Source organism: Nonomuraea glycinis, assembly GCF_014646515.1.
Taxonomy (GTDB): Bacteria; Actinomycetota; Actinomycetes; order Streptosporangiales; family Streptosporangiaceae; genus Nonomuraea; species Nonomuraea glycinis.
Genome location: NZ_BMNK01000001.1, coordinates 935938 through 953613 on the forward strand (window position 1 = coordinate 935938; position 17676 = coordinate 953613).

Annotated in this window: 13 protein-coding genes and 1 pseudogene; 9 read left to right on the plus strand and 5 right to left on the minus strand. The window is 65.3% G+C overall.

Annotated elements, in window-relative coordinates; genetic code table 11:
- Positions 1-9 precede the first annotated feature (9 nt).
- The gene (locus IEY87_RS04355) at positions 10-900 is read right to left on the minus strand and encodes a Vgb family protein (protein WP_189137124.1); all 891 of its coding nucleotides are present in this window, start codon (positions 898-900) and stop codon (positions 10-12) included.
- A complete protein-coding gene (locus IEY87_RS04360) occupies positions 894-2480 on the minus strand; it encodes an ABC-F family ATP-binding cassette domain-containing protein (RefSeq protein WP_372462284.1) in 1587 nt (528 codons plus the stop codon). The genes IEY87_RS04355 and IEY87_RS04360 overlap by 7 nt, the downstream gene beginning before the upstream one ends.
- 136 nt (positions 2481-2616) lie before the next feature.
- Here IEY87_RS04360 and IEY87_RS04365 point away from each other — a divergent pair, with 136 nt between their 5' ends.
- Both IEY87_RS04365 and IEY87_RS04370 read left to right on the plus strand, forming a co-directional pair.
- The gene (locus IEY87_RS04365; protein ID WP_189137126.1) at positions 2617-3204 is read left to right on the plus strand and encodes a TetR/AcrR family transcriptional regulator; all 588 of its coding nucleotides are present in this window, start codon (positions 2617-2619) and stop codon (positions 3202-3204) included.
- Positions 3205-3282: 78 nt separating this feature from the next.
- A complete protein-coding gene (locus IEY87_RS04370; protein WP_189137127.1) occupies positions 3283-3432 on the plus strand; it encodes a hypothetical protein in 150 nt (49 codons plus the stop codon).
- A 39-nt stretch (positions 3433-3471) separates the two neighbouring features.
- Here IEY87_RS04370 and IEY87_RS04375 read toward each other — a convergent pair whose 3' ends face one another.
- The gene (locus tag IEY87_RS04375) at positions 3472-5112 is read right to left on the minus strand and encodes a YncE family protein (RefSeq protein ID WP_189137128.1); all 1641 of its coding nucleotides are present in this window, start codon (positions 5110-5112) and stop codon (positions 3472-3474) included.
- A 516-nt stretch (positions 5113-5628) separates the two neighbouring features.
- On the opposite strand from IEY87_RS04375, the gene IEY87_RS46575 reads away from it, so the two are divergent.
- Both IEY87_RS46575 and IEY87_RS04385 read left to right on the plus strand, forming a co-directional pair.
- Positions 5629-13029, plus strand: coding sequence for an RHS repeat-associated core domain-containing protein (locus tag IEY87_RS46575; RefSeq protein ID WP_189137129.1), 7401 nt, complete (start codon positions 5629-5631; stop codon positions 13027-13029).
- 42 nt (positions 13030-13071) lie between these two features.
- Positions 13072-13692, plus strand: coding sequence for a hypothetical protein (locus tag IEY87_RS04385; protein WP_189137130.1), 621 nt, complete (start codon positions 13072-13074; stop codon positions 13690-13692).
- Positions 13693-13974: 282 nt separating this feature from the next.
- Here the strand turns inward: IEY87_RS04385 and IEY87_RS04390 are convergent, their stop codons facing one another.
- A complete protein-coding gene (locus tag IEY87_RS04390; protein WP_263653116.1) occupies positions 13975-14460 on the minus strand; it encodes an ATP-binding protein in 486 nt (161 codons plus the stop codon).
- Positions 14457-14744 (minus strand): hypothetical protein, encoded by a 288-nt coding sequence (locus IEY87_RS04395; protein ID WP_189137132.1) that lies wholly within the window; start codon positions 14742-14744, stop codon positions 14457-14459. The genes IEY87_RS04390 and IEY87_RS04395 overlap by 4 nt, the downstream gene beginning before the upstream one ends.
- A gap of 268 nt (positions 14745-15012) precedes the next feature.
- Between IEY87_RS04395 and IEY87_RS04400 the strand changes: the two genes are divergently transcribed.
- The 5 genes and pseudogenes from IEY87_RS04400 to IEY87_RS04420 all read left to right on the plus strand — a co-directional run bounded on the left by IEY87_RS04400 (position 15013) and on the right by IEY87_RS04420 (position 17560).
- Complete coding sequence (locus IEY87_RS04400; RefSeq protein ID WP_189137133.1) at positions 15013-15369, plus strand: helix-turn-helix domain-containing protein; 357 nt, start codon at positions 15013-15015, stop codon at positions 15367-15369.
- A 12-nt stretch (positions 15370-15381) separates the two neighbouring features.
- A pseudogene (locus IEY87_RS04405) lies at positions 15382-15840 on the plus strand (DUF5753 domain-containing protein); the annotation flags it as partial.
- Positions 15831-16037: a DUF397 domain-containing protein gene (locus IEY87_RS04410; RefSeq protein ID WP_189137135.1), complete on the plus strand. Its 207-nt coding sequence runs from the start codon at positions 15831-15833 to the stop codon at positions 16035-16037. The pseudogene IEY87_RS04405 and the gene IEY87_RS04410, both read left to right, overlap by 10 nt.
- A gap of 321 nt (positions 16038-16358) precedes the next feature.
- On the plus strand, positions 16359-16967 hold the full coding sequence (locus tag IEY87_RS04415) for a hypothetical protein (protein ID WP_189137136.1): 609 nt from the start codon (positions 16359-16361) through the stop codon (positions 16965-16967).
- Positions 16968-17170: 203 nt separating this feature from the next.
- A complete protein-coding gene (locus tag IEY87_RS04420) occupies positions 17171-17560 on the plus strand; it encodes a hypothetical protein (protein WP_189137137.1) in 390 nt (129 codons plus the stop codon).
- Positions 17561-17676 lie beyond the last annotated feature (116 nt).

Here is a 17676-nt window from a genome sequence, read left to right on the forward strand (position 1 = left end):
GCGCGGGGGTCAGCCGGCCGGGACCTCGATCCTGGCCAGGGCGCCTGCCTCCAGCGCCACCCAGATCGCCCCATCGGGCCCAACTGTCAGACCGTGCGGCTCAGCGGCCTGCTCCGAGAGCTCCGGCTCGGCGGTCTGTGCCGGCACCTGGGGGAGGGGGTAAACGCCGATCGTGCCGTCCACGGTGATGCGGCCGACGTGGCCGGTGGCCCACTCGGTGAACCAGAGGGCGCCGTCCGGGCCGGCCACGATGGCGTGGGGCCGGGCGGCACGGTCGGGCAGGGGATATTCGGTGATCTTCCCGGCCACGTCGATGCGCCCGATCTGGCCAGCGCCGATCTCGACGAACCACAGCGCCTCATCAGGCCCCGCCGTGATGTGCACCGGCGCGGCCCCCGCCGTCGGCAGCGGATGAACCGTGATCTCGCCCGACAACGTGATCCGCCCGACGGCGTTGCCCTGGTTGAGCGTGAACCAGAGGGCGTCGTCGGGCCCGGCGGCGATCCCCGACGGCATCCCGCCCGGCACCTCGAACTCGGCGAGCTTCCCGTTTGCCCCGATCCGCCCGATCCTGTCGGTCTGCATGCAGGTGAACCACATCGCCCCGTCGGCACCGGCCACGATCCCGTACGGCGAGGAGACGTCGAACGCCGTCACCTCCCCATCCGCCCCGATTCGCCCGACCCGGCCACCCTGGAACTCGGTGAACCACATCGCGCCATCGGCACCAGGCGCGATCACCGTCGGCCCGCCGTCAGCGGGGTCAAGCTGATGCACGACCGGCTCCTCGCCCGGCACCAACCGCCCGATGCGCCCTTGATGCACCAGCGTGAACCACAGCGCACCATCAGGCCCGGTCGCGATGCCGTACGGCGCACCCGCGGAAATCCTGGTCAACATATGCGTCCCTCCGAAATCTCCAGCTCGGTTCCCCTGAACCGCCGTCGCAGCGCACGGTCGTGCGACACGACCACCAGCGCGCCGCCGAAGCCGTCGAGCGCCTGCTCCAGCTCCTCCACCAGGGTCAGTGACAGATGGTTGGTCGGCTCGTCGAGCAGCAGCAGATCGTGCTCGGCCGCCAGCAGACCGGCCAGCGCCAGCCTCCGCTGCTGCCCCACGGAGAGCGCGCCCACCTTGAGATCGAGCGTCTCCGGCCGGAACAGGCCGGTGGCCAGCAGCGCGCTCCTCCGCTCGTGGCGAGGACCGTGGTCGTAGACGTCCAGCACCCGCAGGGCGGGATCGTAGACGATCTCCTGAGGCAGGTGACCCACCCGGCCGCGCGCCCGCTCGGCGATCACCTGCAGCAGCGTGCTCTTGCCCGCGCCGTTCGCACCATGGACCAGCAGCCGGTCACCGGCCCTGATCGTCAGCCGCTCCACCTGCAGTCGATCCCCGACCCGAACGTCACGCAGCTCCACCAGCGTGCCGTTCGCGGAGGCGATGGTCCGCGCGGGCGCGCCTGTGTCGTTCGCGGGTGTCGGGAGCCGGCTGAGCGTGTGGTGCGGGGATGCTGCGGCTTGGCCGTTCGTGGCGGTCACCGAGGCTGTGGGCTCGCTGAACGTGCCACGGAAGCGTAGCGGCCGGGGCGGCTCGGGGACCGGGTCCGCCTCCAGGCGGCGCAGGCGCTCCTGGGCGTTGCGCACGCGGCTGGCGATGGAGCTCTGCACCCGTCCGGCGTTGCGGTCGTAGGCCATCTTGTTGTTGTCTCGCATGACCCGGCCCGCCGCGACGCGGTGCGCGGTGGTGGCGGCGTGCTCACGCACCTGACGCACCTCCGCGCGCCAGGCGGCGTAGGCCTGCTCGTGCCGTGCTCGCGCGGCCGCCTTCGCCTCGAGGAAGCCGGTGTAGCCGCCGCCGAAGCGGGTGGTCGTGCCGCCTTCGACCTCCAGGATGGCGGTGGCCACCCGGTCGAGGAAGATCCGGTCGTGGGACACCACGACGACCGTGCCCCGGTGGTCGCGCAGCCGCCCCTCCAACCAGGTCAGCGCGGACTCGTCGAGATGATTGGTGGGCTCGTCGAGCAGCAGCGTCTCTGGCGAGGCCGCCAGCAGGCAGGCCAGACCCAGCCGGGCCTGCTCCCCGCCCGACAGGCTGGACAGCATCCGCTCGCGCCCGACATGGCTCAGGCCGAGCCCATGGAGCGACTTGTCGACCCGGGCATCGGCTTCGTAGCCGCCACGGGTCTCGAAGGCCGTGACAAGATCACCGTACTCCTCCATGAGGTCGTCGGAGAGCGCCGACTCCAGCTCGCGCATCCTGCGCTGCATGGCCCGCAGCTCGGCCAGCGCCGCATCGATCACCTGCTGAACCGTGTGGCCGAGCGGCAGGTCGAGCGTCTGGCCGAAATAGCCGCCGTCGGCGGGCACCACGACCTCGCCCTCGTCCGGCCGCTCGGCTCCGGCCAGCAGCCGGAGCAGCGTGGACTTGCCCGAGCCGTTGTCGCCCACGATGCCCAGCCGCTCGCCCTTCCGGACGGACACGGACACATCGACCAGCACCTGATGCCGGCCGTACGCCTTGGAAACTTTTCGAAGGATGGTCAGGGTGGCACTCCAATCGCAACTGACGTAGCTTTAGCTTGCCACGACTTGAGACTTAATGCAACTGGAGTAGTTTTTGGAGACGAGTAAGCGACCCGGTGGACGCAGTGCGCGGGTCCGCGACGCCGTACGACGGGCCACACTGGCCGAGCTGTCCGAGCACGGCATGCGCGGCCTGACCGTGGAGAACGTGGCCGAGAGGTCGGGCGTGCACAAGACGACGGTCTACCGGCGCTGGGGGAGCGTCGAAGGGCTGATCGCCGACGCTCTGGAGATGGCTCAGGAGGAGCCATGGCCGATCCCCGACACGGGCACGATCGAGGAGGACCTGCGCGGGGTGGCGAGGCTGGTGCAGAGCGGGTTCGACGACCCCGAGCTCGGGCCAGTCTCGTCGGCGTTCGTGGCGGCCGCCATGCAGAGCCCCGAGGCCGCCCGCGCGCTGCACGACTTCTTCGAGGCCCGCCACGAGCAGTCGGCTCAGGTGGTGCGGCGGGCCGTCGACCGTGGCGAGCTGCCTGTCACGGTCGATGTGCGGGAGGTGATCAGGGTGGCGGTGGCGCCGATCTACTACCGGCTGTTCGTCGCACACGAGCCGGTGACCGAGCGGGACGCCGATCGGGCGGCGGATGCGGCTCTGGCTGCGGCCCGCGCCGGCGTGCTCTGAGGGCCTTCGCTTCGGGATGGCCGGTGGCCGGTGGCCGATTGTGGGCAGCGCGCTGTGATGTCGGCTACGGCGCTACAAGTGGGAAACCGTCACCGGTACGGGCAGGACGCCTACGAGCGGCTCGCCGCGTTCTCGATCCTGTACACGGCGCTGGCGGCAATCCTTTACGTGGCGGTCGACAAGTACCTGGCGGGCTCTTTCGACTTCGGCGGTGCGATGAAGGGCTGACGGCCGTGCCCGGCTCGATGGCCGGGCACGGCCGTCAGGTCACTCGACCATGAGCTGATAGGTGGCCTTGGCCGGCCCGGCCTTGGCATCCCCTGACGACAACGCGAGGTAGCTGTACCTGCCGGCGATGGCGGGCGTGTCGGTGAAGGTGTACGTGCCGTCGGCGTTCACGCGCACTGGCGGGAGCTTGACGCTTCCGGCGCTGACGTTGTCGATGGACACGCTGCGCTGCACGGTGAGCGTGGACCCCGGCGAGGGCGGCTGGCCGCCCGCCGTCAGCACGCCGGTCAGCTCCATGGCCGTGCCGACGACGCCTGACTGCGGCCCGGTCATGGTGAGGGCGGATCTGTGCCTGACCTTCACGGTGACGGAGGCGCTGCTTCGGCGATAGCGGTCGTCGCCGTCCCAGAACACCAGATAGGTCACTTCACCGATGTCCGGTGGCGTGTCTTCGAAGGTGAACGTGCCGTTCTTCTGTGTCGTCACGCCGGTGATCGACTCTTTGGCCCCGTTGATCAGGCGCCGGGTCACCGCGAGTGGCTTGATCCCGAGCGTCTTGCCGTCGGTGCGGGTGAGCCGTCCCTCGACGGTGACCGGTGAGCCGGCGTACTGCCACGCCGGGGCCGTCACCGTCAGCTTGGACGCCGGCAGTGCGGCGCCCGTCACCCGCCACAGCAGCAGCCGGTCCGCGGAGCTCCGCAGCAGCACGAAGACGTCCGGACCGGAGAACGCGACGCCGTCCGGGAGCAGCTCGGCGTCCGGCTGGTCGGCCGCGAACATCGCCGCGCCGGTCGCGGCGTCGTAGAGCGTGAGGTCGGTGCTGCCCCACTGGCGTCCCGCGGCGATGTAGGCGCTGCCCGGGCCGAGCGCCACGGCCGACGGATACCCGTCCCAGCCGTCGCCGTAGGTGCCGGTCGCCGCCAGGGTCCTGGTGTCGTACCTGGCGAAGTGACCGGGAGCGTCGGCGGCGGCGAACAGGGTGGTGCCGTCGGAGGTCAGGGCGAGGTCGCGCAGGTAGTCCATGCGCCACTCCTCGCCGTCGATCGTGCCGCGCGCCTCCGCGGTGCCGCCGCCGACGTCGTAGACCAGCATGTCGGCGTGGTGCAGGCCGGTCAGGCCGACCACGAGCGTGTCGCCGGCGGCCGCGAGCACGGGAGCGCGCAGGTGCTCGCCCTCTACCGCCACCGGAGCCGGTGTGGCCGCGCCCAGATCCAGGCTGACGAGGCCGCCAGGGCCGTTGTCGTAGCACCCGTGCCCCACCCACAGCCGCTCGCCCAGCAAGGCCAGGGTGGACGGGCACGGGTGGGCCGACAGGTCGATCCGCCGGGTGACGGCGAGGCTCGCGGTGTCGATCTCGGCCACCTCGTTCGAGCCGGCGAGCGCCGCGTACAGGCGGGTGTCGTCGGCGTTCATGGCCAGCTCGCGGACGCCGGGCAGGCCGGTGACGACGTCGCCGGTGAGGTTTCCGTCGGTGCCGGCCACGATGATCCGGTCGTCGGCGGCGACGAACACCCGACCGGCGCCGACGGCCAGGTCGGCGGTGTAGGAGTCGAAGGTCACCCCGAGGTCGGTCGTGGTGTCGGCCGCCGACGCGGCGGGGGCCACGACAGCGAGCAGGCCGGTGATCAAACCGGCGGCGCCGCAGTAAGCGGCTAATCGGCGAACCAGCGGGTGGCGCACGAAGACCTCCTGCACAAATGGGAACAGACGTTCTAATAAGGTCTTTCGGGTGCTCCCACGTCAAGATCGGCCGGTCGCGCGACACCAAACCGTGATCAAGCACCACCCGCCTCGGTTGAGAGGGCACGTCCTCGGGAAAGGCAGGGCTTGCCACCGCTGCTCACGTTCACGGGGGTGCGGCATACCCGGCGGCGCCCTGGGCTTGAGGCAGGCAAGGCTGTGATAACGGAGGGTTGCATACCGGATAGGGCTGTTATCCATTTTGTGATGATCGCTCCTCTTGTCGGGATGGTCATAATTTCTTACGTTGATCATCAGGTTGATGATCAGCTCCGAGCTGCGCGGAGAACGAGTACTTCCACCGCTGCGGAGGGCGACGGCTAACGCCTTGGCGGGCGTCCTTCGTGGTTCGGAGTGTGGTGGCGTATGCGCCGGTTCTCGTCGTGGGCTCGATCGCCGCGCCTGATTCCGTTGCTGGTCGCCGCATCGCTGCCTGGGCTGCTGTTTCTTCCTGTGGTGCCCGTTCAAGCCCAGGCGGTCGCACAGGCCGAAGAACTCCTGGCCACGGGGCCCTTTGACGTTCCCAAGCAGATGACCGGGACGGCCGCTGGGTTGCCGACGCTGGTGGACACCTCCGTCACTCAGGCATCCAGCGGGCCGCCGGAGGTCGAGGACGGTCCCGTACGTGGGGCGTTGCCGTTGGAGAAGCGACCGTCGGTCGAAGTTTCCACCTCGCAGAGCACCGGGCCGAAGCTTCCCGGGGGTGTTGAGCGGGCGGAGCAGCTCGATCGGCAAGCGGCGATGGGCTTTCCGCTCATCGACGACTTCTGGCCCGAAAACGGAGCGCTGGTGGAGGCCACGCCGCTGCTGAGCGTGCAGGTGACAAGCGGGGGCGGCGGGTCATCGGCGGATTTCAATTTCTTCTACACCGTGTGTGAGGTGCTGGAGGAAGACGAGGATGACGGCGGGTTCCCGGAACCCGATCCGACGCCGGAGTGCGTGGAGTCGGGAAGGCTCGCGGGAAAGGACACCTGGCGGGTGCCGGCGGGTGAGTTGGAGTGGGGCAAGCAGTACGAGTGGTGGGCCCGCGTCGTCGACCCGGGAGGTGAGGGGTCGGCGCGGACGGACAATCAGCGGTTCACCACGGGGGCGCCTCAGCCGGAGACGGGGGCGCACCTGGGTGAGCGGGCCAGCGGCGGTCAGGAGTTCGCGCCGATCTCCGGTAACTACACCACCGCTGTCATCGATGCGCAGATAGCCGTCGCGGGGCCGCCGCTCTCGGTGACGCGTACCTACAACAGTCTCGAAGCACGCACCGATGGGATCTTCGGCGCCGGGTGGTCGACCCAGTGGGACATGAAGATCGTGGCGGAGAGTACGGGCTCACAGGTGACCGGGCTGCTGGTCTTCTACCCTGACGGTAGCCGGGTGCGGTTCGCGAGCAAGGGGGACGGCGGGTATCAGCCGCCGCCGGGGATGCACGCCGTGCTGTCGGATGTCGACGGCGGCGGCTGGCGGTTGATGGATCAGTCGTCGACCAGCTTCTCCTTCAACGCCTCGGGCCGCCTGACGAAGATCTCCGATGCTCGCGGGCGGGCGCAGACGCTGACGTACGGCAGCGACGGCAAGCTCACCGAGGCGACCGGCGTGGGCGGTCGCTCGTTGCACTTCACTTGGTCCGGCCCCCGGGTGGCGACGGTGTCCACCGACCCGGTGGACGGACAGAGTCTCACCTGGACCTACGGCTACGAGGGCGACAACCTGACCCAGGTGTGCGCACCGGTCGCGGCACCGAACTGCACCGGCTACACCTACGCGGACGGGTCCCGCTATCGCAGCATCGTGCTGGATTCCGAGCCGGTGGGGTACTGGCGGCTGGGCGACAAGCGGTTCGAGCCGGCGGCCAACGAGGTCAGCTGGCAGACGGGCCAGTACACCGATGTCACCGTGGGGCAGCCCGGCGCGCTGGAAGGCAGCACGGACACGGCGGCAGGCTTCACGAAGTCGCATGTCCGACTGCCGCTGTTCACGCTGGCCCGGTTGCGGGATCGGGTGTCCATCGAAACCTGGTTCAAGACGGCACAGAGCGGCATGATCTTCTCCGCCAGCGAGCTCAACGGTGGGGACGGGGCGACGATACCGGCACTGTACGTAGGGACCGACGGGCTTCTGCGTGGTCAGTTGGGGGAGATCAGGAACGGTTCCGGGCCGCCGCTGTACACTCCGGTCACCAGCGCTGCGCCGGTCACGGATGACCAGTGGCACCATGTGGTGCTCAACGTCGACGGCACGCGGCAGGAGATGTTTCTCGACGGTCAGTCGGTGGGCGAGGTCACCGGCGAGCTTTATCCGGAGTTCCGGGAGAACGCTGTCATCGGCAGCGGTGACCGGGGCAGCTCCTGGTCCGACATCCCTGGTGGGCCCAGGACTCGTGGTGTCTTCGCGTTCAATGGCTCGATCGACGAGTTCGCCCTGTACGGCAAGCCGCTGACCAGCGCCGAAGTCCAGGCCCACTACACGGCTCGCACAAAGGTGCCGAACAAGCTGGCGGGAAGCACGCTCCCGTCCGGACGGGTCTGGGCGTCGAACACCTACGACACGGCGACCGACCGCCTCAAGACGCACACCGACCGGCACGGCGGCACGTGGCAGATCGGCACATCGGTGACCGACTGGAGCAACCAGGTCGCGACCGTCAAGGTGACCGACCCGCGAAACGGCACGGTGACCTACGCCTACGACGGGGGGCGCAACTTCCGCTTGGTGTACGAGGAAGACCAGAAGTTGTACCAGACCAAGTACGAGTACGACACCGGCGGATTCCCCTCCAAGGTCACCGACCGTAACGGAAATGTCTCGCGGCAGTGGAACGACAAGCGCGGTAACCCGATCAGAGCAAGAACGTGTCGTACCTCGAGCATTTGCCACATTGATTACGCCACCTACTACCTCAACAGGGACGACGAGTACGACCCGCGCAACGACAAACTGCTCACCTATCGGGACGCCCGCTCCTCCAGCGCTGAGGACAACAGGTACGCCACGACCGTCGACTACAACGCATCAGGCGAGCCGATCAAGCAGACCGGCCCCGCCACCCTGGACTTCCCCAACGGCCGCGCCACCACGATCAGCTACACCGACGGCACCGAGACCGCCATCGACGGCGGCACCATCCCCGCCGGCCTGACGAAGTCCGCCACCGACGCCCGTGGCAACACCTGGAACTACCGCTACACCGCCGCCGGCGATCTGGCCGAGCAGACCGCCCCGGAAGGGCTGGTCACCAGACTGGAGCATGATCCGCTCGGCCGCGTGACGGCCGGGATCCAGATCCTGCAAGCTCACCCGGGTGGCCTCAAGAGCACCTTCACCTACGACGCTGTGGGCCGGGTGACCACCCAGACAGAACCGGGCGTCAAGAACGAGATATCCAACGTCACGCACACCAAGCGCGTCACGTACACCTACGACCCGGACGGCAACCGGCTCAGCCAGACCATCGCCGACCTCACCGGAGGCGACGCCGAACGCGCGACCGTGACCACCTACGACGACCACGGCCGGGTCGAGACGGTCACCGGCCCCGAAGGCGGCGTGGTCCGCCAGGTATGGAACACCCTCGGGCAACTGGCCTCCACCACCGACCCGCGAGGAGCTGTGGTCGAGCACGCCTACAGCGAGCGCGGCGAGCTCACCTCACGGACCCTGAAGGGGTGGACCGACAGTCCTGTCAGCCCGAAGCCGGCCGTGAACGAGGTGCTGGAGGCGTTCACGTACGACTTCGGCGGCCGGTTGGCCACGCGGGCCGATGTGATGGGCCGCAAGACCACCTACACCTACTTCAACGACAACCTGCCCGCCAAGAAGACGGCCCAGGACGCCAAGCTGAACGGCTCCGGCGCCCCCAGGAACGTGGTGCTGGAGAACAACACCTACGACGCGGCCGGCAACCGTACCAAGGTGGCCGTCAGCCAGAGCGCGACCACCACCATCACCACCGATTTCGTCTACGACGCGGCTGGCCTGCTCACCTCGCAGGTGCTGGACCCCGGCGACCTCAACCGCAAGACCGCCTACGTTCACGACGCCAACGGCAACATTCTCAAGGCCACCCAAACAGGCAAGGGCAGTACGCGCTCCGAGGTCACCCAGTTCACCTACGACAAGGAGAACCGGACCACCAAGGAGACAGTCGAGAACGGCGAGCAGGATCTGGTCTCCACCACCGCCTACGACGAGCGCGGTCTGGTCGTCGCCACCACCGACCCCCGCGGCAACGCCGATGGTGCTGACCAGGCCGACTTCACCTCCACTTTGCGCTACGACCCTCTGGGCCGCCTGGTCCAGGCGACCGGCCCGCAGGTCCAGATCGACAAGGCGGGCGCCACCAGCAGCGGGCAGCCATCGGCGAGGTACGGCTACGACGCCTTCGGCGGCAAAACCCACGAGACCGACGCCGAAGGGCGTACCGTCACCTCGGTCTTCGACAAGGCCGGGCGACTGACCAAGCAGACCGCCCCCGGCTACACCCCACCGGGCGGCACCGCCATCACCCCCACGACCGAGCACGCCTACGACCTCGCCGGGCAGTTGATCTCGACCACCAACACCCGCGGTCACACGACCACGTTCGAGTACGACAAGCTCGGCCGCCAGGTGCGGATGACCGATCCGGCCCCCGATGGGCAGACCCCCGGCCGCTGGATCACCGAGTACACCATGGCGGGCGAGACGAAGGCCAGTATCGACCCGACCGGCGCCCGGGTCGATGTCACCTACGACGACCTGGGCCGGCAGATCACCGCGGCCGTGATCGAACGCAAACCCACCGCGACGGTCTCCACCACCACCATGACCTACAACGACGTCGGACACCTCCTGACGACGGTCGCGCCGGACAATAAGACGACGACGCACAAGGTGAACGCCGCCGGAGAGGTCATCGAAACGACCGATCCGATGAACAACAGATCGACCGTGACGTACGACCTGTCGGGCAGGCCAGTCACGGCCACCGATCCACGGGGCAACGCCACCACGCTGGAGTACGACCTGGCAGGCCGCCAGATCGGCGTCAAGGACGTGAACAATTCCGGCACGGTCCTGCGCAGCAGCAGCTCCACGTACGACCTGGCGGGCAACCTGATTTCCGCCACCTCGCCCGAGGGTCATGTCACGCGGCAGACGTTCGACGCGCTCAGCCGGGTCACCTCGATGATCGAGCCGGTCTCGGACAGCGAGTCGATCACCACCGGCTTCGGTTACGACGCGAGCGGCGCCCGCACCCGGCTCACCGACGGCCGCGGCAACGTCACCTGGACCGCGTACAACAGCCTCGGTCTGCCGGAAACGGTCACCGAGCCGGTCACTGCCGCTCACCCCGACGCCGCCGACCGTACCTGGACCCAGATCTACGATGCGGGGGGCAATGCGCTGTCCACCCTGCAGCCGGGCGGCGTGCGTACCGACCGGACCTTCGACCACCTGGGCCGGCTCACCCTGGAGAGCGGCGGCGGTGGTGACGCCGCCAGCGCGGAGCGGACGTTCGGCTATGACCTCGCCGGCCGCGCGACGACCGTCGGCGACCTGAGCGTGAACTACAACGACCGCAGCCTTCCGCTCAGCATCCTGCGCGGCACCGCCCAGCAGACCGCCTACACCTACGACGACCTCGGCAACCCCACCCAGCGCACCGACGCCGCCGGCACGGCCACCTTCACCTGGGACAAGGCCAGCCGCCTGGACACCGCCACCGACCCGGTCACCGGCCGCAAGCTCACCTACGGCTATGACGGGGCCAGCAATCTCACCTCCCTGACCGCCGTCCAGGGCACCACCACGACCGACTCCCAGTCCTTCACCTACGACGACCTCGACCAGCCGCTCACTCACACGTTGAGGCGAGGGAACAGCAGCGGCAGCCAGCTCGCGAAGATCACCTACGGCTGGGACAAGGACGGCAACCTCACCACCAAGACCACCGCCGGCACCGCGGGCGCGGGCACCAACACCTACGCCTACGACCACGCCGGACGGCTCACGTCCTGGACCGCCCCCGGCGGCGCCACCACCGCCTATGAGTGGGACGCGGCCGGCAACCGCACCAAGGCCGGCGACAAGACGTACGTCTACGACGCGCGCAACCGGATGACATCCGGCGGTGGCAGCACCTACACCTACACGGCGCGCGGCACCATGGCGAGTGAGACCAAGGACGGTACGACCACCCAGCTCACCTTCGACGCCTTCGACCGGCTCATCGCCGACGGCGAAAGCGTCTACAGCTACGACGCCCTCGACCGCGTCACCAGCCGCATCAGAGGGGTCACCAAGGAGACCTTCGCCTACACGGGTCTCAGCAACAACCTCGCCGCCATCGTCGACACCCTCGGCGTCGTCCAGGCCCGGTACGGCCGCGACGCCTTCGGCGCCCTGCTCGGTCAGAAAGAAGGCGCCAACCCCGCCCTCGCCAGCCTGACCGACATGCACGGCGACCTGGTAGCCACGTACAGCAACACCGCCCTGGCCACCACCACCGCGTACGACCCCTTCGGTGCGATCACCGACCAGACCGGGGCCAAGACCAATCTCGGCTACCAGGGCGCATACACCGACCCGGACACCGGCAAGGTCAACATGCACGCCCGCTGGTACCAGCCCGGCACCGGCACCTTCACCAGCCGCGACACCATGACCCTGTCACCGAGCCCATCGGTCCAGGCCAACCGCTACACCTACGCCAACGCCTCACCCCTCACCCACACCGACCCCACCGGTCACTGGGCCGTCGAGGGCAACCCAGCCAGCGGCGGCAGCGGATGGCAGGACTGGGCCCCAACCTCTGGCAACTCCATTCCCACGGCCGCCACCGCGGACCCGGATAAAGGATGGATATGTGGCGGCTGGGGCTGCTTCAGAGTTCGCGATCCCCTCTACAGCTGGGGTAACGAGAACGTCGGCGACGGCAGGGTTGCCCAGGACAATCCTCAGTGGCATTTCGAAAACTTTGTCGCAGACAATACCTATCTCGGTAGCCGAGCGGTCAAACCAAAAGGCTACGACGAAGCAAGCCTGGAGGCTCGTGAACAGTATAGAATTGCTTACTATTCGAATCTTGATGTGGATGAACTGGCGGCTGTCTGGAGTATGCTTCTTTCAGCTGAGACAGCGGGAGGAGGGGCTTTAGGGGCGACACCACGCCAAGGAAAGTCTCGCGGGTGTGCCGATGGGAGCCTCGGCTTCTCGGAGAAGTGCAAGGCTACGTATAGGAAGCATTGCGGAGCTGACCCAGGTTCCAGCGGCTGTGTGAAGTGGGTCGACAAACAGGTGCGAAATAGGCCTTCTTGGGCAAAGGATCTGCATCACGATTTCTATACTGCTCTGCTGCTTACCACTTATGAGATGGCCACGAATCTAGATAGTTCTGCATTTCGATCCATCAAGGAAGGCTTGCATAGTAAGAGTAGGGTGAAAATTGGAAATGCATTTAAACGGATGGTAGATATGTTCAAGACAGATGGGAGATGGGATCACAAGCAGTATCTACGTAAACACTTGAATCTTGGCTCGGGCAAGTTGCGCAATGACGGATTTATTTGTATCAAGAAAGACTGTAAAGGAGGGCGAGTATATTACGACATTTTTTCTAATGTGCACTATGGGTTCATCATGGCGGCACTCGGCCGAAACAGACATCTGACGGCGACAGCGCCAAGAGTTTGGGCTCTCTGGAAGGGGGAGGTCGAGGATGCGGGAGATAGGAAGTCGGCAATTATGGGGTGGTCGATCTATTATCGATTTCATAAGAACGATATTAACTCGGCTCGTCACATTGGCCCTTACGATCTCTGGATCAATCTGAATAACGGCCTTTTCACTCAATTCAGAGATGAGAACCTTTTCCAGTATAGATAGAAGGTTGAAATGCGAACTACTAATTTTGGCTATACCTCATCAATGTTTATCCTCGCTTTGATGGTGTTAGGCTGCGGCGCAAGTGGAAGCACTGCTCCTAAGGTCGTTGACGGAGGTGCGGCAAGAGTTCACATTGATGAGTTGTTGTTGGCGGACGGGCAGGTACCCAAGGCGATCAAGGGCCGTATGAATATATCGAGACAACTGGTTGATGTACGCAGCAGTACGGACGTGACCTTTATCGGCGCCAGCGCCTATCGGATACGCTCGTGGAGCGACAAAACTCAAGGGGGTGCTCCGTCGCTGTCGGAAGTTGTGTACGAGTTTCCACAGCAGGTCGAAGCAGAGGAGTACTACTCCGAGCGCGACGTGGGCGAGAATTTCCACCTTGCCGATGGCATGGCGGCGACCTCTCTTGATGTAGAGAGTTCTGAGTTTGCGGCGGATGACCATCATGTTTTTTGCGTAGCATACAAAAAAAGAAGGACGGTTGAAAATTGCGAGCAATGGGGCGCAAGGATGAGGTATAAACAATTTGTCGTCGACCTGGTTGCGCGGCAGTACGACGCAAATCGCGGGTATACGAAAATTCCAAAACATGATTTTCTTGATTTTGTGGCGGCGGCAGATGGGCATATTGCGCAATTGGTTGGTAATTCCTAATGGGCATCGAGGGTGAGGCCGTTATCGACTGTGCTGTGCCAGTATCCTGGTGCTTGCTAGGTCGCGGACGAGATGCGTCAGGTTCTGAATCGTACGTCCGAGTGAGGTGAGCGGGGAGGCGGTCTCGACAAGCGGAAGTACAGGTTCGTCTGAGCTAGAGGGTTCCTCCGCCACGGCCGTTCTCGTGGTTGGCCGCGAAGGTTCCGCCAGGTCCTGTACATGGAGGCTGGGCGATCCTCGCGGCGTGCTTGGATACATCTGCCAAAACAGGTCCACCGTTTCCTATGCCCAGGGGGCGGCGGCGACCGGAGGACAGGCGTGCTCCGTCAGGCGGAACCAGACCAGTCCGCCGGTCTCGTCGTGCTGGAATCCCCACTTGTCGGCGAGTGTGTCCACCAGCCACAGTCCTCTGCCTCCGTCGTCGGCGAGGGCAGGGGTGCGTACGGCGGGCATGGTGGTGGAGGAGCCTGCGTCGGCTACTTCCACCTGGACGGTTGTGCCCAGGCGGGCGATCTGTACGGTCACCTGGCCGGAGCCGCTGTGGCTGGAGTCGGAGTGGGTGATGGCGTTGGTGATGACCTCGCTGAGCAGGAGGAGGGTGTCGTCGAGGATCGGGGACGGGCCGCCGAGGGACAGCAGGGAGCGGGCCCAGCCACGAGCCTCGGGAACGGACATCGGTGTCGCGGGGAAGGACCGACTCCAGGTGGCGTGTTGCGTGGTCGTGAACGCCGGCCGGAGTGAGTCATAAGAGTTGAGCGGCCCTTTCATGCGTTCGCCTCGGCCACGATGATGTCGGCGGCATTGGTGGCGTCGGCCAGCACCCAGGTGTCGCGCCGCCACAGTCGTGACCACCACGGCCGCCAGGTGAACACCCAGCCGCAGTAGCGGCGGATGACGGTGACCCGGATCGCGGTGCCGTTCATGGAGTGCATCTCCAGGACCGGCTGTCCGGTCACTGGAACGACGAGCGAGACACGGATGCCCAGGCTGTGCAGGTCCCAGCCCAGGCGGGCCAGGTGGCTGAATCTCTCGTACGGTTCGCGCGCCGTCATGGTTCCGCCTTCCAAGTGCTTCCAAGGAGTTCGGCCAGGGCGCGGAACAATTTCGCCACCTATTCACTCCCAGCTACGGGAAGTGAGGCCGGCCATTTCACCTGTTGCCGAAAACATCTGTGCTCAGGGTGCCTTCTTGGCTGTGGGGCCGGCGACCGAGTTGCCAGGCCAAGGCAGCATCGACAATGACAATCGTCTGTCGGGTGTGGTTTAAATGGTGTCAGCGACTGGAGATGTTTCCGTTTTCTGGTAATTGGAGGGAAATGTCATGCACGTGGTGCCGTCTCTCGATCCGGATTCGCCTCGCGTACGGTTCGGTGCCGAGTTGCGGCGGCTGCGGGAGGCGGCGGAGTTGTCGCAGGCGGCGGTGGCGTCTCGGCTCGGGTGTACGCAGACGCAGGTGAGCTGGCTGGAGAAGGCGACCCGCACCCCGTCACGGTCCGACGCCGAGCGGCTGGACATGCTCTTCGGCAAGTCGGCGAGCGTCTCCTTCGCCCGGATCTATCAGCGCATCGTCGCCCAGCCGGGCAGTCCGATGTGGTTCCGGAACTGGGTCGAGGAGATCGAGCCCAACCTTCTCGTCCTACGCTCCTGGGATCCCCTGCTCATCCCCGGCCTCCTGTAGACCGAGACATACGCCCGTCACGTCTTCAGCCAGGGGCCGCAGGTCGCGCCCGAAGAGGTGGATGAGCGTGTGGAAGCCCGCATGCGGCGGCAGCACATCCTTGACCGCAGAAAGCCGCCAATGCTCCTGGTGCTCATCGATGAGGGCGTGCTGCACCGCAGAATCGGCGGCCCCCAGGTGATGCGAGAGCAATTGGGCCATCTACTGGAGACGGCTCAGCGACCTGCTGTCTTCCTCCAGGTGGTCGATCCAGAATGCGTTGCGGGTCTGGCAGGGGCCTTTATGATCGCCGAACTCCCGAACGGTCAGCCGGACGTCGTCAGCTCAGACTCACCGGCGCAGGCCCACACCACGACGGACCATGATGTTGTGACCTCGATCTGGCAGCGCTATGAGGCGATCCGGCTGTGGGCTTATCCTGAGCGCGTATCCGTCCTGAAGATCGAGGAAGTGAGGCGCGAATGGACCTGAGCGCCGCCGTGTGGCGGAAGGCATCGCGTTCTTCGGACAACGGCGGTCAGTGTGTCGAGGTCGCCATGAACCTTCCCGAGGTGGTCGCCGTCCGCGACAGCAAGGACCCGGACGGCCCCAAACTCCTCTTCACCCGCCCCGAGTGGCAGGCGTTCGTCCACGACCTCAAGGCCGGCGACTTCGACACGCTGGCCTGACGTTCGCCCTTGGCCCTCCGCCTCAATTCTCGCCGTGTGGCTAGGGCCATGGCGGCTCTTCGAACTTGATCGGGGTTGTGGCCTGAGCGCAGGGGCTCCCTACGGCTGTCCCTGCAACTCAAAGTCATCCCAGGCGGTCTTCAACACCGACTGACAGTCCTTGGGCGTACGAGTGAACACCCCACCCTGCCGTTACCGATCACGTGAGGGCCCCGTCTGCTCGCCATTCACCCACATAATCAACGTCACAGCGGACCCTGTCGGTTCGCAGGCGGCCTCGCAGCTTCTGACGTCGCCACAGAGAACTTCGACTGAAGGTCAGTGGAGTTCATGGACGGGGATCTACCTGAAGGGCGACGGAAAAGTGGTTGTGCTGTTCAAGGTAGAGGAAGGATACTGTCAGCGGAAAATCTTCTCTCCTCTTCTGGTTCCTGGTGCCGAGAACGTGATAAAGCGGGGCCTCTTGTGAGCTCTATCAGAGACGCCGTCTGTTGGAGTGGCCCTGCAGTCATCATTATTTTCACCCTCGGTCGGGTTGAAGATTGCCTTCAGAAGGCCACGTTCAGCTTTTCCGGAGTGCGTCCGGAGGGGGTGGAAATTTTTCGTATGCACCCTCAGCAAGGCATGAAGGGATTGATCGTCTGGGAGTATGATCTCACCTCCAATGACATCGATCAGCGCCTTGTTCCCTATCTACGGCAATGCCTGAAGAAGGCGTGTACAGATGCGGATGGCGTGGCCTGGTCAGCGTTCGAGGGAGCCTTTCACTTCGATCACCTCTTCACCGAAGATGTCGCGGAACAGATTTATGGATATTGCATGTCAGATAGCGATCCTGTGGTGGTCTGGCATAGTGAGACGCTGGAAAGCGACCGATGGAAGCGTTGTATCAGTGATGTGAGACTTGCCGTGTATAGAGACTTTCTGTGAGGACGGTGGATTCGAGATCCTGGAGGTCGCCGCCGGGCGATTCATTCCGTGCTGGCGGATTTGACGGCGGCGCCTGGGTGGTTGATGGACCAGGCGCCGACCGGCTTGTCTCAACGCCTCCGGCCGCCTTTCGACTGCCTCCGATGCTCTGTCGCCGGCACTGTTACGAGATGTTCCTAGATGGTCGGCCGAAGGAGCTGAATATGGACGAGTTCGATCTGGATCATTTCGTAAGCCTGGAAGAGCTGATGGGCCGCGGTCGAGAATTCATATGGACGACGCTGCCATATGCACGAGAAGTCGTCCGGAAGCTGGAGGCCGAATATATGGAGGACGGACTGTATGTCAGCACCTTTGAATATCTCCTTGAGATTATGGTCGAAGTGTTCGACCCTGCGGTGGAAAATGCAGAAGAAGAAATCTTAGATGCGTTCTTCGAGATGTGCGAGGGTCTTCTTGCCTTGCACAGTGGTCTTATCGAGGAGCATGTGGAGGGTTTCGTAGCGAAAGGTCTAGTCGTACGTCACCCAGACCTGATCGCGCGAAATGGTCCACGGCTGATGAGGCTCATCAGCGAAAACTATATTATATAGGAGCAGGCGGTCGGATCATTAATCCAACTTCAGTGATGCTAAGAATCGGACGGGACGTTACGGTCGTACGAAATCTCGGCAATGAGCAGTTCGGTTCTGCCATGGACGATGGGTTC

What these genes read in the sequence shown, in the direction of transcription:
- IEY87_RS04390 (WP_263653116.1), bottom strand. Translation starts at nt 14,460, where the DNA reads ATGAAAGGGCCGCTCAACTCTTATGACTCACTCCGGCCGGCGTTCACG.
- IEY87_RS04355 (WP_189137124.1), bottom strand. Translation starts at nt 900, where the DNA reads ATGTTGACCAGGATTTCCGCGGGTGCGCCGTACGGCATCGCGACCGGG.
- IEY87_RS04400 (WP_189137133.1), top strand. Translation starts at nt 15,013, where the DNA reads ATGCACGTGGTGCCGTCTCTCGATCCGGATTCGCCTCGCGTACGGTTC.
- IEY87_RS04410 (WP_189137135.1), top strand. Translation starts at nt 15,831, where the DNA reads ATGGACCTGAGCGCCGCCGTGTGGCGGAAGGCATCGCGTTCTTCGGAC.
- IEY87_RS04395 (WP_189137132.1), bottom strand. Translation starts at nt 14,744, where the DNA reads ATGACGGCGCGCGAACCGTACGAGAGATTCAGCCACCTGGCCCGCCTG.
- IEY87_RS04385 (WP_189137130.1), top strand. Translation starts at nt 13,072, where the DNA reads ATGTTTATCCTCGCTTTGATGGTGTTAGGCTGCGGCGCAAGTGGAAGC.
- IEY87_RS04420 (WP_189137137.1), top strand. Translation starts at nt 17,171, where the DNA reads ATGGACGAGTTCGATCTGGATCATTTCGTAAGCCTGGAAGAGCTGATG.